This is a genomic window from Rickettsia senegalensis, from assembly GCF_056135685.1.
Map to the genome: position 1 here is coordinate 1,251,479 of NZ_JBVYTQ010000001.1, position 18,674 is coordinate 1,270,152.

An 18,674-nucleotide genomic window follows, 5' to 3' on the forward strand; every position below is an offset into this window, starting at 1 on the left:
CACGAGACGAGGAACGGCAGCAGTTACTTAATACGTGAGTACCGAAGCTCTTGTAGAACGACGTAGCCAATTTTTGAAGTTCATCGAGTATATTATACTCTTTTTATATCCGCACCGCAATTACTTAATTTTTTTTCTAAATCTTGAAAGCCACGATCCAAGTGATATATTCGATGTAATACGGTTTTGCTATTAGTACTGAGCCCTGCGAGTATTAGCGATACCGAAGCTCTAAGGTCGCTTGCCATAACTTCTGCTCCTTTTAACATTTCTACACCTCGAACGACCGCTTTATTACCTCGTACTACTATATCTGCTCCCATTCTACATAATTCAGGAACATGCATGAAGCGATTTTCAAAAATATTCTCGGTGACCATTGAAACACCGTTACTAAGCGTCATAAGGCTCATAAATTGTGCTTGTAAATCAGTAGCAAAGCCGGGATAGGGATTAGTTTCTAAATCAACTGAATTTAACTTCCCTTCATAAGTTACTTGGACTCCGTTATTGATCGGCACAACTTTTATACCCGTTTCAATAAGTTTTAAAGCTATATTTTCTATAATATGGTAATCAATCCCACAAATTTTTATATCACCTTTAGTAATAGCTGCCGCAAACATATAAGTACCGGCTTCAATACGATCAGAAAGTACTTTATAGCTCGCTTTATTTAAAGAATCCTTACCTTTAATTGTTATTTCACTAGTGCCGACACCTGCAATATCGGCTCCCATTTTGATAAGGCAATTACATAAATCAACTATCTCCGGTTCTCGACCACAATTAAAAAGTACAGTTTCCCCCTCTGCTAAAACAGCTGCAAGTATTGCATTAATTGTAGCACCTACAGAAACTTTATCAAAAGCAAAATGAGTACCTTTTAAACGTCCTTTACTTGAGGTGTTAATATAACCGTCTTCTATTTCAATCGCAGCTCCCATAGCTTTTAATACGGCAATATGCAAATCTACTTGCCTTGCTCCAATAGCACAACCACCCGGAAGCGATACTTTTGCTTTACCGTATTTGGTAAGCAAAGGACCAAGCACCCAAATCGATGCTCTCATTTTACGGACTATTTCATAATCTGCAGTAAAGTTATTTATATTTCCGGTATTAATTATAAGTCCAAATTCATCTTGATGTTCTAATATTTCAATATCTGCTCCGTGACTTCTTAGCAAATCTTTCATAGTACTAACATCCGTTAACTTTGGAACATTAGTAATATGCAGTTTATCGGCAAGAATAGATGCCGCCATAATAGGTAGCACGGCATTTTTAGCACCACTAATATTAATACTACCTTTAAGAGGTTTACCGCCGTGAATAATTAATTTTTGCATAAGTTATTTTGATAAAATTGCAACGTCATTGCGAGAAGAATTACGTAGTAATTCGACGAAGCAATCTCAGGAGTATTATTTCATGAGATTGCCGCGTCGCTTCGCTCCTCGCAATGACGGTTCGGGCTATGGCTGCACGCAATGACGAATAATGACACTGTACTACACATCCAAATTCACAACATTTAACGCATTAGCTTGGATAAATAATCTGCGAGGTTCGACAACGTCACCCATTAGTGTTGAGAAAACGCCCTCTGCTTCATCAACTTCCGCAACCCTTACCTGAAGCAACGTTCTTTTGGTAGGGTCAAGAGTAGTTTCCCAAAGTTGGTCGGAATTCATCTCCCCAAGACCTTTAAAACGCTGAATATTTATACCTCTTTTTCCGCATTCTATAATAGCGTTTAGCAACTGACTCGGTGTTAAAATATTGAATTCCTGATTTTTTACTATAAGCTTTAATTGCTTACTCAATATATCAAAAATTGCTAAAGCAAGCTTTGATATTTGTATAAACTCAAATGATTCCAACTGCTCTTTCAACAATATTTTACTTTCTTTTAAGCCCCTACTAAAACGGAAAAATTCTATTTTATTTTCATGTTTTAAAACTTCCCAATTAGTTTTATCAGGCGACTCTTCTAAGCTATTTAAAACATCTAAAGCTTTTTGAAGCCTTGAATCACTCTCTAGCTCAAATATTTTGTTATTAAGTAAGTCATTAATCGTAAGAATTTCGGTAATTGAACGATTAAATTTTTTGCTAGCATGATCAAGCAAACCGTTAAACTTAACTACTTTATTAATTAGCTCTTCTAAATCACCGCCTACTAACTGCTCTTTACCGTCTAGAGTTAGAGTTGCATCATTGATAGTTGATTTTATCAAATAATCTTGTAAAGCTTGCTCATTCTTTAAGTAAAGCTCAGCTGCTCCTTTCTTTACCTTATAAAGTGGTGGCTGGGCTATATATAGATAACCTTTATTTATTAGCTCAGGCATATGACGATAGAAAAACGTGAGCAATAAAGTTCTAATATGCGAGCCGTCAACATCAGCATCAGTCATAATAATAACTTTATGGTATCTGAGCTTTTCTAAGGAAAATTCTCGTTCAACACTAATCCCAAGAGCTGTAATTAACGTACCGATTTGATCTGAACCGAGCATTTTGTCAAATCTTGCACGTTCAACGTTCAAAATTTTACCACGCAGAGGCAATATAGCCTGAATTTTACTATCCCTACCTTGCTTTGCAGTACCGCCCGCAGAGTCTCCCTCAACAATAAACAATTCTGAAATTGCCGGATCTTTTGCATGGCAATCAGCAAGCTTACCGGGTAAGTTCGAGACTTCTAAGGCTGATTTTCTTCGAGTTAGCTCCCTCGCTTTCCTAGCAGCTTCACGAGCATTAGCTGCTTCCATAATCTTAGCTATAATTGCCTTTGATTCCGCCGGATGCTCTTCAAACCACTCAAGAACTTTTGTATAAACGGCATTTTCAACAACCGGCCGTACTTCGGAGCTTACTAATTTATCTTTTGTTTGAGAGGAAAATTTAGGATCAGGAACTTTAACGGAAAGTACGCAACATAAGCCTTCTCTAGTATCCTCACCGCTAAAATCATTTTTAGATTTTTTATTAAGACCCGTAGCATCAAGGTAAGAGGTAATAACACGTGTTATTGCCGACTTAAAAGCACTAAGGTGAGTTCCGCCGTCACGCTGCCTAATATTATTAGTAAAGCATAAGATATTTTCGTGATAAGAATCGTTCCAGTGCATCGCAAGCTCAAGACTTATACCGGATTCAGCATTCTCCGTATTAACTACTATACATGGATGGATAGCATGCTTTGCTCTGTCTATATATTTTACATAAGCTTCTATACCGCCAGTATAATAAAACTCTACTTCTTTAACTTCTTCAAAGCGGTTATCGACGAGTAAAATCTTTACACCTGAATTTAAAAAAGCAAGCTCTCGAAGACGATACTCTATAGTGCCGGAATCAAATTCTATATTAGTAAATGTTTCTACAGACGGAAAAAAAGTAACTTCCGTACCTTTTTTATCAATATTTTCTTTGACAACCGCAAGCGGAGCTTCTGTTATACCATTATTAAATCTAATCAAATATTCCTTGTTATTACGCCAAATACGTAATTCAAGCCACTCTGAAAGAGCATTTACCACCGATACGCCTACACCGTGCAGACCGCCTGAAACCTTGTAAGAGTTCTGATCAAACTTACCGCCGGCGTGAAGTTGCGTCATAATAACTTCAGCTGCTGATATCCCTTCCTCTTCATGAATTTCGACAGGTATACCTCGCCCGTTATCGGACACGGTTACCGAACCGTTTTTATTTAACGTTACTCGGACTAAATCACAATAACCGGCGAGCGATTCATCGATAGCATTGTCGACTACCTCATAAATCATATGATGTAGACCCGATCCGTCTCCAACATCCCCGATATACATTCCTGGTCTTTTTCTTACGGCTTCGAGACCTTTTAAAACCTTTATAGAATCAGCACCATATGATGATTCATTAAATTTTTCTTCAATTTCCGACATAATCCGACACAATATTTATTTGTTGCTAGAAACAATAAAAATAACTATAACGTAACTTATTAGAATAGTAAAGTTTCTTGATTTAAAATTAGCGAGATAGCAAAATAACAGTTTGATATCGTCATTGCGAGGAAAAATTGAAAATTTTGACGAAGCAATCTCAGGATATTCGACGAGATTGCCGCACTCCCTATGGTCGCTCGCAATGACGATATGACAATACCGAAATAATGAGATAATAAATGGGTCGTGCCTCCGTATTGCAGTTTAGAGTAAATAGTCTATAATCCTCAAACAGTAATAAGAGAGAATTATAGTTAAGGAGTTATGGCAAAAATAGATGTTAAGTGTAGATATTGTAACAACACAGAAGAAGTAATAAAGTCAGGATATTCAATTTCAAAACAACAGAGATATCAATGCAAGCGGTGTAATCGATATTTTTAATTGGAGTATATTAATAATGCATCTAAGCCTGGAGTTAAGGAGCAAATAGTAGAAATGTCAATCAACGGCTCTGGAGTTAGAGATACAGTAAGAGTATTAAAAGTGGGTATCAATACAGTTATCCGTGTTTTAAAAAAATCTAGTATTAAAAAACAATAAATCATTCTATCAGTACAACAGAAGTAATTATTGCTCCTGAGATAGATGAACAATGGTCTTATGTACAGAATAAATCCAGACAACGATGGCTTTGGTATGCCTTGGATAAGATTTCGTTAAAAGTAGTTGCTTATACGTTTGGTACAAGATGTGATAGCACATTAGAATCATTACTGAAAAAACTAGAGAATTTCAAGGTGACTTTTTACTATACAGATGGATGGGGGAGTTATGCTAGGTTATTAGACCCTAAAAAGTATATTATCAGTAAAAAATACACTCAACGGATAGAACGAAGTAACTTGAACCTTAGAACGAGATGCAAGAGGCTTGCACGTAAGACAATCTGCTTTTCCAAGTCATTGGATATTCATGATAAGGTTATTGGTACTCTTATTGAACGTATAGCTTTTTAATAGGTGTAACTGCAATATGGAGGCATGACCAATAAATGAATACATTAAAGTTAAAAAATATTTTCGACGTAATCGATGATTATGACGTGTTTTTATTTGATCTTTGGGGTGTAATAATCGAAGGAGGACATACTTATCCGGGCGCCGTAGAAAATATTAATGAAATTATTAAACGGAAAAAAGTATATTTTGTTACTAATGCTCCACGAAATATTTTTTCGCTGCACCAAACAATTAAATCTTGGGGAGTAAACGTGCTACCTAAAATGATTATTAGCTCAGGTGAAATAGCTGCGCAAATGATCCTAGAAAGCAAAGAACGATTCGGTATTGAAAAACCGTTAATATATCACCTAGGACATTTAGAAAATGATATAATAAACGGAATTCAATGTCCTATCACTGATGATATTAACAAAGCTAATATTTTCCTAATGACTATTTACAGAGACGAGAACGAAAATTTAGATTTAAACGAATTCGATGAGTTATTTAAAATTGTTGTACAACGTAAAATGGTTAATATTTGTGCCAATCCTGACCTTGGAATAAATCAACACGGTATTTATAGATATTGTAGCGGTTATTATGCCGAAAAAATAGAGCAGTTTGGCGGAAAAGTAATTTATAGCGGTAAGCCATATGAAGATATATATAGCAAGATTTTAAAAGAATGTCATAATACCCCTAAAGAACGTATGTTAATGATAGGCGATACTTTCTATACCGATATACTTGCAGCAAATCGCCTTGGTATAGATTCTGGCCTAGTGTTAACCGGAAATTCTAGAGAATATCATAGTAATTTTGATAATAGTGATGAAAAACTGGATAATTTAACAAAAGCTGCTATTAAACAATCGATTATACCTAGTTTTGTAGTGAGTTTGTCTTAAATAGCTTTATCGTCATTGCGAGGGTAAACTGTAAGTTTTGTACGTACGCAATCTCGTGCTAAAGTCCTGAGATTGCCACGCTCCTTTTAGTCGCTCGCAATGACGGATAAACAACAACTCTATTGATATTTTACTCATAATCTGCTATAGAGTAAAACTTAAGCGGTCGTGGCGAAATTGGTAGACGCGCAGCATTGAGGGTGCTGTTCTGTAAAAAGATTGGAAGTTCAAGTCTTCTCGACCGCACCACTCACCGGTTTTTTACAAAGTCAAATTAACGACCTCTTGCTGTAGGTTTCTCTTCTCTTTGTTCTGAGATCATGGCTCTAAAGCTTTTTTGTTTTGACACTTCTACTCCTAGCTTTTTCTTATTAGCAAATGTTTGGGCCGATTGTACAAATGATGCGAAGATTTTTTTATCACGTATCATTTCTTCAACTGAATATGTAAGCTTTCGTTTAGACACTTCAGGATGAAATTGAAAAGCACGAATTGGAGCTCCGAACTGTGATTCCGTTGCCTCTATTTCGCCATGTTTGGTGGTAGCTGATACTTTTAGTAACTCTTTTTTGTCTATTAATCGATCTTTTCCACCTACTTCTGTTACTACATTATTATGACTACCCCAAAAGCTTTGATTCGGTATTTCTTTTACAGTAGACTTCTTTCTTATTATTGATGCTAATTCTGAAGTAGGTTCAATAATTATAGAATCATGTTTATGATCAGGCATATCAACTATTTTCCCTCTAAGATAGGTATTAATAATTTATGCCCTCCGCAAATTCCCATTATCGGTATCCCTTTTCTATAGCAACTTCCGCCATAACCATTTCAGCAAGAGAACGTGCAAAATCAAATTTACCATCATTTAAGGTTACTTCTCCTCCAAATTGCTTAGCTACTTCCGGATCAACTGAGGCATTATTACCCAGAATTACTAGAGCATCTTTATCAGTTAAAAGTTCTTTTGCTTTTTGCTTTGCTTCATTTATTACCTCTTTATTAATCTTCTTCTCTTTGTTAGCTGATTCAGGTACTATTTTTCTATAATCAATATATTCTAGAACTCCCCCTTGATAAATAAGCATATCTTTTGCTTCATTTGCAACTTCCCCTCCAACTTGGGAATTATAGCTTAATACAATTTTAGGTCTTGGTGGCAAATCTTCAAAACGCTCTGTTCTAGTAAGTTTTGTATATGTCGTTTCATTTTGTTCTTCTGCACACTTAGTTAATATATCAGAGATTTCGGTATGTCCAAATAATTTGCTCCAATATAGCGGGGTATTTCCGGTTTTATCAGTAATATTGACTGTGTGATTAAATTTTAAATAATAATCTAGGCATTTCTCAAATATTTCTCTATTTCTTTGTTGGGCGGCTAAATGCAAAAGAGTTTCTCCGTTATTGTTCCTTAAATTAAGAATTTTTTCTACGGTCTGTTCTTTAGCATTTTCTACAAATAGTAAAGCTATATCTACATTTCCTTTACGCTCTAATAGAATATCTAGAGCAGTATTACCGTTTTTATCCGTAAGCTTAATATCGGCATTTTTATTTATTAAAGATCTAACTATGTCTAAGTTTTTAGTATTTATAGCTGAAAATAAAATTGGAGTGCCGTCTTTATCCAATTGATTAACGTCGACCCCTTGATCTAATAAAGCATTAACCATCTTCACTTTTTCTGACTTTATAACTCTTAAAATAATAGGATTTCCCTCTAAGTCCAATGCATTTGGACTCACTCCTTTATTTATTAGAGCATTAAAGATATCTAAGTTATTGCTATTTATAGCTTTTAGAAGAATAGGATTTTTGCCGGAAGGCTGAAAGTTAGGGTCGGCTCCTTTATCTAAAAAAGCATTAAGGATACTTAAATTTTTTGTTTCTATAACCCTTACAATTGTAGGGTTTCCATCATAGTCAATTGCATTCGGATTAGCCCTTTATCTAATAAAGTAGTAACTATATCTAAATTTTTATTTGTTATAGCAGAATAAATGCAAGGATTATCATATTCATCTAATATGTTAGGGTTAACCTCTGCTTGTAATAACTTTTGAACCTTTTCTAGATCATCATCCAGAATTGCACCAATCAATAATTCTTCCTGATTATTCATAAACCCCCTTCTAATATCTTAATAAAAATATACTAATTTAAGGATATAATTAACATATTAAGCTTGTCAACATTATCCACTGTGGATCTTCTGATAAATAAAAAACTATTGCTTATTTGTACTCTGTGATTTATATTGATTATCAAATTGTATACAATTCTGTGCCAAGCCTAGCTAACCAGCTTTAACTAATTATAATAAGTCTATAATAAACTATTAGGTAAATAGGTCATGCCTAATTTCAACATATTTAAAAGCATCTTACCGGATCATCATGATCAATTTGTCGAGATTTTTGATCAAATTAATGATCTGATAGAAGATCATAATTATGATGCTGCTGCAAGCAGGCTGGCCACGCTTCATTATGCCGATTTAGCTGATTTCTTAGATAATCTTAACAATAAAACATATAAAATAATTATTCCTTTATTACAGGATGTAATTAAGCCTGAAACGTTAGTATCGTTAAATGCTTATAGTAAGCCTTTAATAATAGAAACTTTAGGCATAAAAAAATCTGCGGAATTAATCAATAAGCTAGTTATAGAAGATGCTATTGAAGTAGTAATCGATCTAGACGATGATATAAAAGATCTTATTCTAGGTAATCTTACTAAAGAAAAAAAACACCAAATTACCGTAGGTTGTACATATCCCGAAAATACGGTAGGCAGAGTAATTGAGCGAGATTTTATTAATCTTCAAGAAGGATGGACGGTCGAAGAATCATTAAATTTTATCAAAAACGTAAAGAATGACTTTTATGCGGCAATCGTTACAGATAATAAATTACGCCCTATCGGTATTATTTCTCTTAGCACGCTAATTAAACACAAAAAAAATGAATTAATAAAAGATTTGATGAGCAAAGATTTTAAGCTCGCAGATGCTTTTACCGACTTAAATGAACTAAGCTTTATTTTTAGACAATACGCCTTAACTATCGTACCGGTAGTAAATAAAAGCGGTAAGTTAGTAGGTAGCGTATCAATCGATAATATAATTTATATTATCGAAGAACGAGCAGGAAAAGATATATTATCATTAAGCGGGGTACATACTCAAGATACTTTCTTCAATGTATTTTATACCGTTAAACATCGTTTTCCTTGGCTCTTTGTTAATCTAATCACTGCCTGCATGACCTCACTTATCATTAACCATTTTAACGACACTATTGCAAAACTTGTAACGCTTGCAGCCACTATGCATATTGTAGCTTCAATGGGCGGAAATGCCGGAACACAAGCTATGACCGTTACGGTTAGAGCTCTTGCTAATAAAGATATTCATTATAATAATGTCAATAAAGTTATATTAAAAGAAATAGCCGTATCGGCTTTTAACGGTTTTGTACTTGCAATTATCGGAGCAGGACTTAGCTTTGTGATGTTGCTTGACTTAAATCTTAGCGTTATTTTTGCTATTGCAGTTATTTTAAATTTTTTAGTAGCCGGATTATTCGGTTCTGCTATTCCTATAATACTGCATTATTTTGATATAGACCCCGCTGCAGGCTCTGGCGTATTTCTAACAACCATAACCGATGCTCTAGGTTTCCTAACTTTCTTAAGCCTTGCTCATATTTTTTTAGTGTGATATCTATTCAGATAAAAATACATACACATTACAGCAAACAGTAGCTATAGCTCCAAGACATTTACATATACCGCAACTTATATCCTGATTTTCAGACTCGGTAATATTATTAATATTATTCTCATAAGATATATTATTATCTCTTGGTATATTCTGATTATTATTATTGATATTCGAGTCTTTGAACAATAAATTTGCAACAGTTAGTATTAACTCACCTTGTGATGCAGTTAGATTAGTATTATTCAAGGAGCTAGATTGCGCATACTCTTGTACTTCTAGACTATTACGGTTTGACATAGTTACATTTTGACTTTAGGATTAATATTTAAAATTATATAACAATAATTTTTAATCTGCAGCTATTTATTATTAAAATTTTTTAATTAATAGCTCATAAATTATAATGAAATAAGAAATAACTTTTATGGAAGATCTAAGCTCTTGGAAAGAAAAGTTTAAAATTTGTGTTTATAGTAAAAAACTACTTGATAAACTCGAATATTTAAATACTAAAGTAGAAAATCCTATAGATATCCTTGAAATCAAAAAAGGTATCTACTATGCACGTAAATATCACGGTTCTCAAATGCGTCAATCAGGCGATCCTTATTATTCGCACCCAATTGAGGTAGCAATTATGCTTGCTGAATTTGTAGCTGAAGAAGCACCTAAGCTTTATAACGTTATTATGCTGCAAGCTGCTTTACTTCATGATACTATTGAAGACACCGAATTAACTGAAGAAGCAATTACCGAAATTTTTGGATCGGAAGTAGCAAAACACGTAGAAGGTCTAACTAGAATTAAATCTTACGGGAAGATAAGTAGCGGAGAAAGCCTAAACTTACTAATTAAAGAGAAAAGATACAATACGGCATTAATAAAATTATTTGATCGAATTCATAATGTGCAAACTTTGGGAGTTAAATCATCTGAGAAAGCGAGAAAAATTATTGAAGAGACTTTAATAAATTTTCTTTTGGTCGCTGCTAATATAAATTATAAACTAGAGCAAGAGTTTGCTGAGTTATGCCTAAAAGTTTTTAATAGTGAGCTTGAAAGACAAAAAACTTTTTCTAATAATAACTTTCTGCTTCCTTCTCTAACTTTATAAAATGATTTACTCCAAATGTATAACCGATTAGAATTGGAATAATAAAGAATAACAATCCCCAGTGATTAAAATAATCTATCAAGTAAACTGTTCCAAAAGAAGAAACTGCAAACATTAAAGCTCTTGATAAAGCAAATATAAAACTACCACATGTAAAACGTTTTAATACCGGAAATCTTGCATAAAACACTGCCCCTGCCGGAAAAGTAGTAGGTGCAAATAATGCAATAAATAATTGGAATAAAAATAATTCAGTAGCAACTGAGATATTATTTAGTAAGATAGGAGACATAATAGCTACAATAGAAAATATTATTAATCTTACTTTAAGGATTTTTAGAGGATGTATTTTACAAACTAAATAAGTAAGAATTATTGTATTCATTAATTCTACAATGGAAACAATAAAATTTTGATGAATTACTTGAGCAGCACTGTAATTAAATGAATTTTTTAGTATATTACCGCAATAAATATACAAAATATAAAACCATAATGGTGCTCCACAATGTATAAAAAAGAAAGCTATTGCTGTTGTTTTATTAATTTTTTCACTCCAAATAGGACTTGATTTTAGCCTATTACTATCTATCCCCGCTTGTGCTACAGTTTTCTTTATTCGTCTTTTTGCATCAATGAAATCCGGAGTCTCTCTAAGATTTGTCCTTGCAACAGCACCAACTATAGCAATAACTGCTCCAAACCAAAATGCCATACGCCAATCAGACCCAAAAGAAGTAACAAGCGTTCCTACTGCCAATGCCATGGTTATACCTAAATCTACAGAAATAACAAGCGAAGCCACCACCCAATAACGTTGAGGAATTTTGGTCATTTCGGTTAGATAAAGCTCAGCACCTACTACCTCCCCCATAGAAGACATCCCCTGAACAATCCGACATGCAGTTACTACAAAAGTTGCCGTAATACCAATTTCGGCATAAGTTTTTAAATTAGCCATTATAAGACAACAAAGCGACATTAAAAAAGTTGTAATAACAACAGTTGATTTACGACCTATAGTATCTCCTATCCAACCGAATATTAAAGCTCCGATAGGTCTAAACACATAAGTTGAACAAAATGCGATGGCGGAATATAGAGAAGCAGCTCGTGCATCAGCTTCAGGAAAAAATAGCTCGTTAAGTAGTGCCGCCATGTGTACATAAAGCATGAGATCAAAATATTCAAGAAACGTACCTATCGATAGTAGCCCTATTGCTTCTTTTTGATTACGAGCTAAACTCTTTTGCTCTTTTAGGTAACTTAACATGCTTTTTACAGATTAGTTAAAATTAATAAAGCACTATCTTGTTTTATATAAAAATAAAAGTCAATTTAAAAAAATTAGATTTTATAGCATTACTAACTAAAGATAAATGTCGTAATGAGCTGAGCGACTGAAAGGAGCGTATCAATTTAAGAAAATAATAAAAAAATACTAGTTTACAGAGTTTTTAACTAGATTACTTAGTCAATTACTTTGTAATTTCCTTGCAATGGTATTGATTTATTAAATAATCTATCTTTATTTAGCAATGCCAATAAATTTCTAATTTAATACTTGCAATTTATCTTATAATTACTTATATTCAGATTCGCTTAGATTAAAAAGCACTAAGGTGTTTTATATGTAATTAATTTTGATCCCCTTAAACTTTTTACATTAAAACGCCGTTGTTAGAGGATATCGGTAAATAAATTTTAATTAGTAATTAAAGAGCTTTTTTAGTGAAAATTCATAAGATGTTTGAAGGAATATTATCAATATTTCAAAAAAATCTTATAATTTGCAGCAAAAAAGAATTAAATTATCGGTTAAAATTTATTTTCTGATATCCTCATATTTAAGCGGGTGTAGCTCAGGGGTAGAGCGCTACCTTGCCAAGGTCGAAGTCGAGGGTTCGAATCCCTTCACCCGCTCCAGTGATTTTTCAATATTATTCGTTTTTGTCATTGCGAGAAGACGTCATAGGCGTCGATGAAGAAATCTCAGGCAAAATTCCTGAGATTGCCACGTTCACTAACGTTCGCTCGCAATGACGGAAAATCAGTCCAGGACACAACTCCCTTTCACACATGACATCAGTAAGTTTATCATAAATTCAATCTTCCAAATCATATTTTTTCTTAATATCTTCTAATGAAATTACTTCTTCCCCTTTTTCTATACGAGACAGAGCAATTAACAAATCTGCTTTTGCTTCTATATAACTTTCTATAGCTTTACGTATAATATATCCTTTTGGTCTATCGATTTCCTTAGCAACATTAGAAAGTATAATATCTAGTTCATTAGAAATTCTAGTAGTTATAACTGTCATAAAAATATCCATTTATCGGTTTTGTGATGACTTATAATAATATAAAATACATTTAAATATAATGCATTACCTTTGATTAACTTTATATTTTTATTTTACCCTTGCATAAAAGCGTTTAGCTAGCTATTTTTATTTTATTAGACTTCTTGCATAATGTAGCTAATAAGGATAAATTTGTAGGAAACACGGCACGCAGCACCACAACGTACAAAAAAGTACGTGAGGATACGAGTACCGGATTGACGTATACCTTTAGAAAGAGGTTATATAGAAAGACTATTGCAACAATTAGGAAATTACATATGTCAGCAAATACGCAAGATAATCAGGCAAATAATAACGACACTATAGAGATACAGGAAACTGAGGTAGTGCCAGTAGAAACAAATTCTTTACAATCAGGGTTAACAAGCTTAATACCGATGGTTTTAATTTTTGCCGTATTTTACTTCTTATTATTACGTCCGCAAGAAAAACGACGCAAAGAAAGAGAGAAATTAGTAAGTGAAGTTAAAAAAGGTGAAGAAGTTCTAACAAATAGCGGCATTTACGGTATTGTGACTAAAGTAAGTGAAAATGACAATAATATTGAAATCGAAATAGCTAAAGATGTACGTATTAAAGCTTTAAAAAGTGCTATTGTTGATATAACAAGTCGTACAAAAGAAGTAGCAGTAAAAAAAAGAAAATAACAAAAAAAGATAAGAAGGTAAGCGGTGCAAGATCTTCCTAAATGGAAAATTTTTCTTTCAATTATATGTACGGTTTTTGCGGTTATTTGTGCCTTACCTAATTTTATGCAGGTAAATTCTAAGTTTCTGCCTCATGATTCAGTAAATCTAGGGCTTGACCTTAGAGGAGGAGCTCATTTATTACTTGATGTTGATTTTGACACCTACTTAAATGATTCAATGGAAAACCTTGCCGACACTTTACGCAAAAATTTTCGTGAGGATAAAATCGGCTATAAAAATCTGTTAGTTAAACAAAATAGCATTCGATTAGAAATAAGGTCGCCTGAGGAATTAAAGCCGTTAAAGAAAATAATTAATAAAATCGATCCGGAAATTATCGCTGAAGTAAATGAAAATAAAATAAAGCTTAGCTACAGCGAATCTAGATTAAATAACTTACTTAATAAGGTAGTAGACCAATCTATTGAAATCGTTCGCATGAGAGTTGATAGTACCGGCACTAAAGAGCCAACACTACAGAAGCAAGGCGATAAGCATATATTACTGCAAGTTCCAGGCGAAGAAAATCCCTCTTACCTGAAGAATATATTAGGAAAAACTGCAAAGCTAACTTTTCATTTAGTTGATGAAAATGCCAATATCGAAGAAGCGGTAAAAGGACATGTTCCGGTAGGTTCAATGCTTGTTAAAGGTGATAACGAAAATCACGGTGAGTATTATGTAGTTATAAAGAAAAAAGTCGTTTTAGGTGGCGATCAGCTTACAACCGCTTCAGCTTCTTTTGATCAAAATTCGCAGGCGGTAGTTGCTTTTTCTTTCAATAATTTAGGTAGTAAAATATTCGGTGAAATAACCAAAAATAATACTGGTAAACGCCTTGCTATAGTTTTAGATAATAAATTACTAAGTGCTCCAACGATAAACGGAGCAATTATGGGCGGAAGCGGTATAATAACAGGAAATTTTACCGTTGAGTCGGCAAATGAGCTTGCGCTATTATTGCGAGCCGGTTCGCTCCCTGCCCCACTTAAAATTATTGAAGAGAGAAGTATAGGTCCAAATTTAGGTGCTGATTCTATAGAGTCGGGCAAAAAAGCAGGACTTATAGGGTTTATAGCAGTTTGTATATTTATGGTTTGGTCTTACGGTGTACTTGGTTTATTTGCCAATATAGTTCTAAGCCTTGCATTGTTATATATTCTAGCTTTACTTTCACTTTTCCAGGCTACTTTAACTCTGCCGGGAATTGCAGGAATAATACTGACTATGGGTATGGCTGTTGATGCTAATGTATTGATTTATGAAAGAATTAAAGAGGAGCTGCATAAAGGAGTTTCTAATCTTTATGCTATTAGAACCGGTTTTGAATCTGCGTTTGCTACTATCCTTGATTCTAACCTAACTACTTTAATCGTTGCTTTTTTACTTTATATATTCGGAGTCGGGGCAATAAAAGGTTTTGCCGTTGCATTAACAATCGGGATTATATCTTCAATGTTTTCGGCGATTATCATTACTAAATTGTTAATAGATATTTGGGTGAAATATTTTAAACCTAAAAAACTAGGGCTTGTGTAAAAACAACCAAAATGTCGTAATTTTAAACTTCTTGAAAAAAAGAATTATACTCCTGCGAAATAAAGAGTTGATATACGAAGTTCAACTTGAAAAAGAGCAAGGAGTCTGTAAGCCGAGGAGCGGAGCGTATATTTAATACGTGAGCATCCAAGGACTCACAAAGACGATGTAGCCAATTTTTCAAGTTCAACGAGTATATATTATGAAAATGCAATCAAATGTTATAAAAATAATTATCGTAATTAGCTTATTAATAGGAGTAGGAGCATTATATTTGTTATTATCTTTAAGAACGCCTAAAAAACCGCTTGCTGGTCAAGTTAATATCTATGAAGATAACGTAAAAATCGGCAGTGATTTTGAACTAATAGACCAAAATGGAGAGATATTTAATAGTGATGAGTTGAAAGGCAATTTAAGCCTAATTTATTTTGGATTTACTAGTTGTCCTGATATATGCCCAACCTCTCTAAATAAAATGACGGAAATTGTAGAAATTTTAAATAAACATAAAATAGATATTCTACCTGTTTTTATCACTATTGACCCAAAACGTGATACTCCTATAGTACTTAAAGAATATCTCAAACATTTTCATCCGAAATTTATAGGTCTTACCGGTAACGAGCAGCAAATAAAAGATGTAACCGATAAATTTAAAGTTTTCTATGCTCGTGTAAATGGTGATGATGACGACCCGAACTATATGCTCGATCATTCATCTTTTACTTATTTAATCGATGCAAACGGAAAATATCTGAAACATTTCTATTTAGATTCTTCACCTAAGGAAATTATGGAGTTTTTGAAAGGCAATTAATGAGTAACTATATATTAACTACATATTTATTTACTTTTTTAGTTTTAGCAATATTACTAGGTTTAAGCTTCTTAAATTACAAATTATTGAAAAATGCAAAAGAGAGCAAGAAATAGATTAATAACAATAATTATTTGTTTCTGCTCTGCAGCTCTTGGAATTAGTATAATACTTTACAATTTAGAGAAAAATATAGTTTTTTTTTGCCACCGTCAAAAATTAATGAAATAGAACAAGGTAAAGAGTTAAGAGTAGGCGGTCTTGTTAAAATAGACTCAATAAATAAAATTGCTGCTGATAAGATAAGTTTTGTTATTACCGATAATATTAAGGATTTAGAAATATTATATCAAGGTGTACTCCCTGCTCTATTTCGTGAAGGACAAGGAATTATTGCCATAGGGCAATTATCGGACGGAAAATTTATAGCAAGACAATTACTTGCAAAGCATGATGAGAATTATAGACCTCCGAAGTAACAACGTCATTCCCGCAAGACCTTGTTGCGTAGATATAAAAAAAGTAGCTGCGAACTAAGAAAAGTAGTAAATCGACAAAAAACTTAACCACAAGTGTGTATGTCAAAGCTACAAAAAGTTTGCAACTGGAAAGAATATAACAGAAGTTTAAAGAAAAGAGGAACAATAATTTTCACATTTTGTGAAGAATATTTAAAAGAGTTATATTATGGAGGGGAACAGAGGCAAGGAGGAGCGAGAAGATATAATAGCAAGATGTATGAATATTTGCTAACAATTAAGCTGTTATTAAGATTGCCATGGCGAGCAACAAGCGGATTTGCAGAAGGAATGTTTAGCAAAATATTTGCGGGTAAGGATTTAAGAATACCGGATTATGCCCATGCATCAAGAATCGCTAGTAAGCTAAAGTTACGAGTAAAAAATATTGGAGTACAAGAGAAAGGTTCAGGGAAAGAGATAGTATTTGATAGTACCGGAGTAAATGTATATAGCACCAGTGGGTGGCATCAAAGGAAATACGGTAAGGATGGATTATAACGGTAAGGATGGATTATATCGTAAGAGAGAACAGTGGAAGAAGATACATGTAGCAGTCGATTTAGATAGTATGGAAGTACTATCTGTAGCCTATACGGATAGTAACACAAACGACTGTGAAGTTGTTGGTGATATGAGCAAAGAGATAACAGGCAAAGCTAAAACCGTTATAGCAGATGGAGCTTATGATACGCAGGAGTTTAGAAAGATAATATATGATTGGGGAGCACAAGATTTAATGCCCCCAGCACGAACATCTAAGTCACAAGATGAATTAAAGAATAAAAGCAAGGTAGAGAAAGAACATTTAGCTTACAGAGATAAAGTAATAAAAGGAATTAGAGAATATAAAAATTTTGATGAAGGTTTAAAAGCATGGAAAATTAATAGCGGCTATCATCAAAGGTTAAGGGTTGAATCGTTTATGTTTAGGTTGAAGCGAACGTTTGGCTTTAACTTACAACAAAAAACAGAGAAAGGAAGAAAAAACGAAGTAATTACTAAGATAAATATATTAAATGAAATGATTGCCCTTGGGAAAGCTCAATATAGCTTTTAGAATTATATAAAATTTAATTATTTTTATACTCTAAGCGCTATATTGACTTTTTTTAATCTCCACGCAACAACGCCTTGCGAGGAGGGACATAGTCCCGACATGGCAATCTTGTCAAAAATTCTGAGATTACGGACGTACAAATTACTACGTAATTCTTCTCGCAATGACGAAAAACAACCAACCAAATAAATAAAAAACATGTTCATAGATAAAATCAAAGCAAAAGCAAATAATGACGAAATAAACGTAATTATAGAAATTCCGATGAATAGCGGTCCAATCAAATACGAATTTGACAAAGAATCAGGAGCGGTTTTTGTTGATCGCTTTATGCAAACTACCATGAGCTATCCGTGTAATTACGGCTTTATTCCTCATACTCTTTCAAATGATGGTGATCCGGTAGACGTACTTGTCGTAGCTCATCATCCGGTAGTGCTTGGGTCGGTTATAAAATGCCGAGCAGTCGGCGTATTAATGATGGAAGACGAATCGGGGCTTGATGAAAAAATAATCGCAGTGCCGACTTCTAAACTCGATATTACTTTCGATCATATTAAAGAATTAGATGATTTATGTGAAATGCTAAAGAAACGTATCGTGCATTTCTTTGAGCATTATAAAGATTTAGAAAAAGGTAAGTGGGTTAAAGTTACCGGATGGGAAAATAAAGCAAAAGCAGAAGCTTTAATCAATGAAGGAATAGATAGAGCTAATAGCCAGTTGTAACAGGATTTAGAGGCATTGCTGCATGGCTCTTCCGATTATGTCATTCTTAACAACGGCGGGAATCCATTAAAGTAAAGCTTTTTGAAAGCTTTACTTTAAAAACACTATATAATAAAAAATTTTTAAAATTAAAGATTTTTTAGCATGGATCCCTGCTTTCGCAGGGATGACATCAGGAAAATTTAAGATAAAAAATAAACAGTGACCGACTTCTTACATAACGTAGCTAATAAAGAGGAATTTGAAG

General features: G+C 33.5%; 13 protein-coding genes, 2 tRNA genes and 4 pseudogenes. 13 read left to right on the forward strand and 6 right to left on the reverse strand.

The window, feature by feature from the left end; genetic code table 11:
* Nucleotides 1-92: 92 nt before the first annotated feature.
* The gene (gene murA, locus AC0ODJ_RS06895) at nucleotides 93-1,352 is read right to left on the reverse strand and encodes a UDP-N-acetylglucosamine 1-carboxyvinyltransferase (protein WP_474465502.1); all 1,260 of its coding nucleotides are present in this window, start codon (nucleotides 1,350-1,352) and stop codon (nucleotides 93-95) included.
* 162 nt (nucleotides 1,353-1,514) lie between these two features.
* Nucleotides 1,515-3,938, reverse strand: a complete 2,424-nt coding sequence (gene gyrB, locus AC0ODJ_RS06900) for a DNA topoisomerase (ATP-hydrolyzing) subunit B (RefSeq protein ID WP_218460632.1) — start codon at nucleotides 3,936-3,938, stop codon at nucleotides 1,515-1,517.
* Between the two features lie 327 nt (nucleotides 3,939-4,265).
* On the opposite strand from gyrB, the pseudogene AC0ODJ_RS06905 reads away from it, so the two are divergent.
* The 3 genes and pseudogenes from AC0ODJ_RS06905 (at nucleotide 4,266) to AC0ODJ_RS06915 (ending at nucleotide 6,105) form a co-directional block, all read left to right on the forward strand.
* Nucleotides 4,266-4,960, forward strand: a pseudogene (locus AC0ODJ_RS06905) (IS1 family transposase).
* A 35-nt stretch (nucleotides 4,961-4,995) separates the two neighbouring features.
* Nucleotides 4,996-5,856 (forward strand): TIGR01459 family HAD-type hydrolase, encoded by an 861-nt coding sequence (locus tag AC0ODJ_RS06910; protein WP_474465506.1) that lies wholly within the window; start codon nucleotides 4,996-4,998, stop codon nucleotides 5,854-5,856.
* Between the two features lie 162 nt (nucleotides 5,857-6,018).
* Nucleotides 6,019-6,105 (forward strand) — tRNA-Leu (locus tag AC0ODJ_RS06915).
* A 25-nt stretch (nucleotides 6,106-6,130) separates the two neighbouring features.
* Here the strand turns inward: AC0ODJ_RS06915 and AC0ODJ_RS06920 are convergent.
* A pseudogene (locus tag AC0ODJ_RS06920) lies at nucleotides 6,131-7,984 on the reverse strand (ankyrin repeat domain-containing protein).
* A gap of 231 nt (nucleotides 7,985-8,215) precedes the next feature.
* Between AC0ODJ_RS06920 and mgtE the strand changes: the two are divergent.
* The gene (mgtE, locus tag AC0ODJ_RS06925) at nucleotides 8,216-9,586 is read left to right on the forward strand and encodes a magnesium transporter (RefSeq protein WP_218460700.1); all 1,371 of its coding nucleotides are present in this window, start codon (nucleotides 8,216-8,218) and stop codon (nucleotides 9,584-9,586) included.
* A gap of 3 nt (nucleotides 9,587-9,589) precedes the next feature.
* Here the strand turns inward: mgtE and AC0ODJ_RS06930 are convergent, their stop codons facing one another.
* Complete coding sequence (locus AC0ODJ_RS06930) at nucleotides 9,590-9,886, reverse strand: hypothetical protein (protein ID WP_218460699.1); 297 nt, start codon at nucleotides 9,884-9,886, stop codon at nucleotides 9,590-9,592.
* A 127-nt stretch (nucleotides 9,887-10,013) separates the two neighbouring features.
* Here AC0ODJ_RS06930 and AC0ODJ_RS06935 point away from each other — a divergent pair, with 127 nt between their 5' ends.
* Nucleotides 10,014-10,703 (forward strand): HD domain-containing protein, encoded by a 690-nt coding sequence (locus AC0ODJ_RS06935; protein WP_218460698.1) that lies wholly within the window; start codon nucleotides 10,014-10,016, stop codon nucleotides 10,701-10,703.
* On the opposite strand, the gene AC0ODJ_RS06940 is transcribed toward AC0ODJ_RS06935, so the two are convergent.
* Nucleotides 10,666-11,976, reverse strand: coding sequence for an MFS transporter (locus tag AC0ODJ_RS06940; RefSeq protein WP_218460697.1), 1,311 nt, complete (start codon nucleotides 11,974-11,976; stop codon nucleotides 10,666-10,668). The genes AC0ODJ_RS06935 and AC0ODJ_RS06940 overlap by 38 nt on opposite strands.
* Nucleotides 11,977-12,554: 578 nt before the next feature.
* Between AC0ODJ_RS06940 and AC0ODJ_RS06945 the strand changes: the two genes are divergently transcribed.
* Nucleotides 12,555-12,629 (forward strand) — tRNA-Gly (locus AC0ODJ_RS06945).
* Between the two features lie 179 nt (nucleotides 12,630-12,808).
* Here AC0ODJ_RS06945 and AC0ODJ_RS06950 read toward each other — a convergent pair.
* Complete coding sequence (locus tag AC0ODJ_RS06950) at nucleotides 12,809-13,039, reverse strand: antitoxin of toxin-antitoxin stability system (protein WP_218460696.1); 231 nt, start codon at nucleotides 13,037-13,039, stop codon at nucleotides 12,809-12,811.
* Nucleotides 13,040-13,329: 290 nt separating this feature from the next.
* On the opposite strand from AC0ODJ_RS06950, the pseudogene yajC reads away from it, so the two are divergent.
* The 7 genes and pseudogenes from yajC to ppa all read left to right on the forward strand — a co-directional run bounded on the left by yajC (nucleotide 13,330) and on the right by ppa (nucleotide 18,427).
* A pseudogene (gene yajC, locus AC0ODJ_RS06955) lies at nucleotides 13,330-13,760 on the forward strand (preprotein translocase subunit YajC).
* The gene (secD, locus tag AC0ODJ_RS06960; protein ID WP_218460694.1) at nucleotides 13,744-15,300 is read left to right on the forward strand and encodes a protein translocase subunit SecD; all 1,557 of its coding nucleotides are present in this window, start codon (nucleotides 13,744-13,746) and stop codon (nucleotides 15,298-15,300) included. Before yajC ends, secD begins: the two are co-directional and overlap by 17 nt.
* 202 nt (nucleotides 15,301-15,502) lie before the next feature.
* Nucleotides 15,503-16,120 (forward strand): SCO family protein, encoded by a 618-nt coding sequence (locus AC0ODJ_RS06965; RefSeq protein ID WP_218460693.1) that lies wholly within the window; start codon nucleotides 15,503-15,505, stop codon nucleotides 16,118-16,120.
* 93 nt (nucleotides 16,121-16,213) lie between these two features.
* Nucleotides 16,214-16,599, forward strand: a pseudogene (gene ccmE / locus AC0ODJ_RS06970) (cytochrome c maturation protein CcmE).
* Nucleotides 16,600-16,698: 99 nt separating this feature from the next.
* The gene (locus AC0ODJ_RS06975) at nucleotides 16,699-17,139 is read left to right on the forward strand and encodes a transposase (RefSeq protein WP_121843865.1); all 441 of its coding nucleotides are present in this window, start codon (nucleotides 16,699-16,701) and stop codon (nucleotides 17,137-17,139) included.
* Nucleotides 17,129-17,698: a transposase gene (locus AC0ODJ_RS06980; protein WP_474465473.1), complete on the forward strand. Its 570-nt coding sequence runs from the start codon at nucleotides 17,129-17,131 to the stop codon at nucleotides 17,696-17,698. Before AC0ODJ_RS06975 ends, AC0ODJ_RS06980 begins: the two co-directional genes overlap by 11 nt.
* Nucleotides 17,699-17,896: 198 nt before the next feature.
* The gene (ppa, locus tag AC0ODJ_RS06985) at nucleotides 17,897-18,427 is read left to right on the forward strand and encodes an inorganic diphosphatase (RefSeq protein ID WP_218460887.1); all 531 of its coding nucleotides are present in this window, start codon (nucleotides 17,897-17,899) and stop codon (nucleotides 18,425-18,427) included.
* The last annotated feature ends 247 nt before the right edge of the window (nucleotides 18,428-18,674 follow it).

What these genes read in the sequence shown, in the direction of transcription:
- murA (WP_474465502.1), bottom strand. Translation starts at nt 1,352, where the DNA reads ATGCAAAAATTAATTATTCACGGCGGTAAACCTCTTAAAGGTAGTATT.
- gyrB (WP_218460632.1), bottom strand. Translation starts at nt 3,938, where the DNA reads ATGTCGGAAATTGAAGAAAAATTTAATGAATCATCATATGGTGCTGAT.
- AC0ODJ_RS06910 (WP_474465506.1), top strand. Translation starts at nt 4,996, where the DNA reads ATGAATACATTAAAGTTAAAAAATATTTTCGACGTAATCGATGATTAT.
- mgtE (WP_218460700.1), top strand. Translation starts at nt 8,216, where the DNA reads ATGCCTAATTTCAACATATTTAAAAGCATCTTACCGGATCATCATGAT.
- AC0ODJ_RS06930 (WP_218460699.1), bottom strand. Translation starts at nt 9,886, where the DNA reads ATGTCAAACCGTAATAGTCTAGAAGTACAAGAGTATGCGCAATCTAGC.
- AC0ODJ_RS06935 (WP_218460698.1), top strand. Translation starts at nt 10,014, where the DNA reads ATGGAAGATCTAAGCTCTTGGAAAGAAAAGTTTAAAATTTGTGTTTAT.
- AC0ODJ_RS06940 (WP_218460697.1), bottom strand. Translation starts at nt 11,976, where the DNA reads ATGTTAAGTTACCTAAAAGAGCAAAAGAGTTTAGCTCGTAATCAAAAA.
- AC0ODJ_RS06950 (WP_218460696.1), bottom strand. Translation starts at nt 13,039, where the DNA reads ATGGATATTTTTATGACAGTTATAACTACTAGAATTTCTAATGAACTA.
- AC0ODJ_RS06965 (WP_218460693.1), top strand. Translation starts at nt 15,503, where the DNA reads ATGAAAATGCAATCAAATGTTATAAAAATAATTATCGTAATTAGCTTA.
- AC0ODJ_RS06975 (WP_121843865.1), top strand. Translation starts at nt 16,699, where the DNA reads ATGTCAAAGCTACAAAAAGTTTGCAACTGGAAAGAATATAACAGAAGT.
- AC0ODJ_RS06980 (WP_474465473.1), top strand. Translation starts at nt 17,129, where the DNA reads ATGGATTATAACGGTAAGGATGGATTATATCGTAAGAGAGAACAGTGG.
- ppa (WP_218460887.1), top strand. Translation starts at nt 17,897, where the DNA reads ATGTTCATAGATAAAATCAAAGCAAAAGCAAATAATGACGAAATAAAC.